Source organism: Moorena sp. SIO4G3 (assembly GCF_010692305.1).
GTDB classification, from domain to species: domain Bacteria; phylum Cyanobacteriota; class Cyanobacteriia; order Cyanobacteriales; family Coleofasciculaceae; genus Moorena; species Moorena producens_A.
Map to the genome: position 1 here is coordinate 1 of NZ_JAAHIG010000582.1, position 3,736 is coordinate 3,736.

Annotated in this window: 2 protein-coding genes; both read right to left on the minus strand. The window is 46.0% G+C overall.

Annotation, left to right across the window (positions count from 1 at the left end):
- Positions 1–868, minus strand: an 868-nt coding sequence (locus F6J99_RS43125) for a cytochrome P450 (RefSeq protein WP_293123107.1), incomplete at its 3' end; no start/stop codon positions are given.
- A gap of 296 nt (positions 869–1,164) precedes the next feature.
- Positions 1,165–3,378, minus strand: a complete 2,214-nt coding sequence (locus F6J99_RS43130; RefSeq protein ID WP_293123110.1) for a phosphoketolase — start codon at positions 3,376–3,378, stop codon at positions 1,165–1,167.
- Positions 3,379–3,736 lie beyond the last annotated feature (358 nt).

Below are 3,736 nucleotides of genomic sequence, written 5' to 3' on the forward strand. Positions count from 1 at the left end.
TCGTCCAATTAGTCGGGTTTTTTTCTCTCATCTTCAAGGCCTTGTCCACTCTCGGACCAATCAAACCCTCTAAATATGCCATTGCTCTCCAGTAATCTCGTGAAGCCTTAGTGGGCAAATATTTCATCCATATCTTTTCGCCACTGAATAACCGTAGAACCCGATATCCCCAAATAGACATCGCCTCGTGAGCCTTTAGAATATCGAGGGGTGGTCCTTCAGAACTAGAGGATTTCCCCTCCACAGGAATTCCGATCACTAAATAGAAAATCACCCTCATGGTTAGTTCCACAAATACGGAATCTACCATTACCTCTGTTTGCGGTGCATCTTGCTGAAGTCTGGCAATTACTTGTTCGCAGGCTTGGTTAATAATCTCAAAGTATTTCGACAGACCACTAGAATTGAATTCAGGATTCCAAGCCTTCCGTCGCCACTGCCACTCAGTCCCGTTTTCTCCGATCATAATGGGAACACCAATGTCGTTCCAAATTTGGCGCATTCGCTCAGACCTAACCAAGCTGCCATCTTTGATGCCATTGACAATGGTGTTTTCGATCACCTTTGGTTGACTCAAAATCAAACGTGGACGGTCGATCCATAAAACATAAATCGGGCCTAGCTGCTTGCTCCAATCAAACAATAATTGGAAGTATTTCTTCTGTTTAACTGCTGCTAATACCTGAGGAACATTTCCCAATAGCCAGTGTTTGGGAGGACAGGGGAGTGACTCTAGGGATTTGTAAATATTTTTGCGTTGCCACCAGCGCCAGCCCAGTAGTCCCGCTATGCTAGTAATCCCTAGGGCTGTGGATAAATAGGGAAAGGAGGGGGAAAAAGCAATCTGAGCAGCAATCTCTTGGAACATGAATCTGCCTTAATTTAACAACTCTTGACTTTTACTATTGGGTTCGCGCAGGGGGCTTGGTTGGGTGCATCTCATTAAAGCTATTTAACCCGGTGGGTGGAACGGGCATCAAGCGTGGAATGGGCATCTTGGTGGAACGGGCATCTTGCCCGTTACAATCTTCCGGCGGGCTATCCCAACCCTGGCGCTCGAGGCTGAAAATGAGTGTGAGCCCAAAGGTGGTGCGTTACGGGGCGGACTATCCCAACCCTGGCGCTCGAGGGGAAAAATAAGGGCAAGTCCGCCCCTAACGCACCCTACGCACTAAATAACTCAGTGGCCCGTTTGGCCAAAGCTTCAGCAGTTAAGCCATTAAACGCCATAATTTGACCAGCACTACTAGCAGTTTCACCACGCTTCCAAGCCACCACATCCCGTTTGCAAGTACTACGTAACATAATCGGTTCGAGCATGGCACTGGTACCACCAGTAACACCAATCAATCCATCCCCACCAAACAGCCGTTCAAACCCCTGATCATCCAAGAAACCGCCATCAGCGTCAGTACAGGTTTTCCAAGCCGTATCATCAGGACGGTACAAGCGGCGGGGACTGATTACCGAAACAATCCGCACCCCAATCCCTTGGTTTTCCAAATCCGAAGCAGCATCAAACACTGGTATCAGGCTCATATCCCCAATCACCGCAAACACAACGGTTTTACTGCCTTTAGTTTCATGCAATACTATTGCACCATCTTGCAAGCCTTGACGGGTTTGCTCAAAGGTCGTGCGCACCGGTAAGGGTGACTTACTAGCAGTAATCGTAATTCCTTTATTCTTAGTACTCAGCGCCCACTCATAACAGACTTGAATACTATTAGCATCACAGGGAAACAAGGGGAAAATATTGCCATTGCGCATCATAGCAGCAAAGTAATTTTCAATTTCAGGACGCTGGTGAGTCCAACCATTGCGTCCTTGCTCCAGTGCCCCAGCCGTAAATAATGTAATAGTAGACGGAGTAGGACGGCGCAATTCTGCCATGGCTTGGGTAACGGTTTGCCAAATGGGTAACCCATTGATAGCAAAAGATTCATAAGAACACCACAGAGTACGAGCGCCAAACAAAGCTAACCCTACCGCTAATCCAGCACAAGCATCTTCACTCAAGGGTTCGTACACCTGACCTTTTGGTCCTTGGAAGTAGGTTTCATCCGGGGTCGGGTGGATAATTTTTAGAGCTTGGTTAATATTATTAATTCCAGAAGCAGCATTCCCATCAGCATTCGAGATAATAAAATTAGGGTCTTTTTGCCCCACATGAGCAACTATCATTCCCATAGCTGTAGTCGCTATTTTCTTGTCTCCGTCAATCACAAATTCTTCTAAAGGTAATTCACCTAAATCTGGCAAAGGTAATTCCTTTTCTGTGACTACAGTATGGGCGGCTGGCCCTCCTCCAGAACGCTCAAAATTTGTCCTGACTAATTCCCAAGCTTTAGAAGGCAACGCCCGAGCTTTTAGGGCACTAACAATATAATCTTTTTCCAGGGTATCTCCTGGGTAGAGATTGTGAGCTTTCGCTCCCCGTTTGTGGACTCCGGCTCCTTTTAGTTGTTTAACAATCAGCACCGTTAACTTACCACTCAAGGCTGATTTAGCAGCTTTATCCGTAGCTTCCAAAACCCCTTGGGTAAATGCCAATCGCTTCTGCAAAGAAAACTCTGTGCTATCGACATACTCACCAGGTTGGTCAGCATCATCATAATCCTTAGCATTGATTAAGATAACCTCTTGGAAACCATTCCCCTGCCAGTATGCAATCATCTCTTGATTGGACTTTGTGGAAACCATACTATGGTGTTCCTGGCTGTAACCATTCCACACTAAGATTGGCAGAAAATTAGTCACCTGGGGATAGGCGGTAGAGAAGTGACCAAAACTGCTCATCACATAAGGTTCACCCAAGCCCCCATCCCCAATGGTAACTGGGAATAGTACTCCTGGATGAAGCAAAGCCCCAGCCATAGCAAAGTGTTGCCCTTGTCCGAGGGGGCCAGCCGGATTGAGGAGTCCGGGAATTTGACCAGAAAGGTGTCCGAGCAATCCGTGCATTTCTCGGAAGCGTTCCCCCATCTGTTCTACAGTCTTAATGCCCATCTCCTCTAGGGAGCCATCCAGAAACATGTTACTGTAGAACCCTGGGGCGTGGTGTCCCACTTCAGTAATAATGTTTTTGTAACCCAGCATGACCAAGGCGGCAATGCCGTCCGCAATGCTGGCAAATCCCCCTGGATGACCAGAGGATTTACTAGCAGTGATGTGCAGGGTTAGGTAGCGTAGGGCATCAGCAGCCAGTAAGGTCTGGAAGACAGCTGCTGGATCATCAGGAGATGGGATTGCTTTTTGCCCCAGGGCAATCGCTGCTTGTTGCCCATATTGGTCAAAAGCCGCATCAAAACCCGGTATGGTGTTACCAAAATACTGAATTCCTTGACAGAATGTCGGAACCCTGCTACCAACTGTCATAGTCTCAGAAACCTTTTCTAATTATTACAACTATTAAACAAATATTACAATCAGCTGGCTTAGTGCGGAATTAGTATAAAGGGGAAATTTGGGGTTTTAACCAGTGAAATGTCTTATGGATTAGATTGATTGAGACTACTCTTGAGGCTACTTGAGAATCTGTCACTCTACATCCATTGTTCTACCTGCCTTGTAGAGATTCAGATTAAATCTTGCTTTATTTTAATTCCCAGAGACTAACAGAATAGGATTAATCGACTAGTTTTGATTACCCTTAATTTTATTTATAGCTTGTCAATAAGCGGATTTCTGATAGTAATGAGGTAACCGAAGCTTTTTTTGAAATATAGTAGTTAGG

Coding starts and splice junctions, on each gene's coding strand:
- F6J99_RS43130 (WP_293123110.1), bottom strand. CDS start 3,378: ATGACAGTTGGTAGCAGGGTTCCGACATTCTGTCAAGGAATTCAGTAT.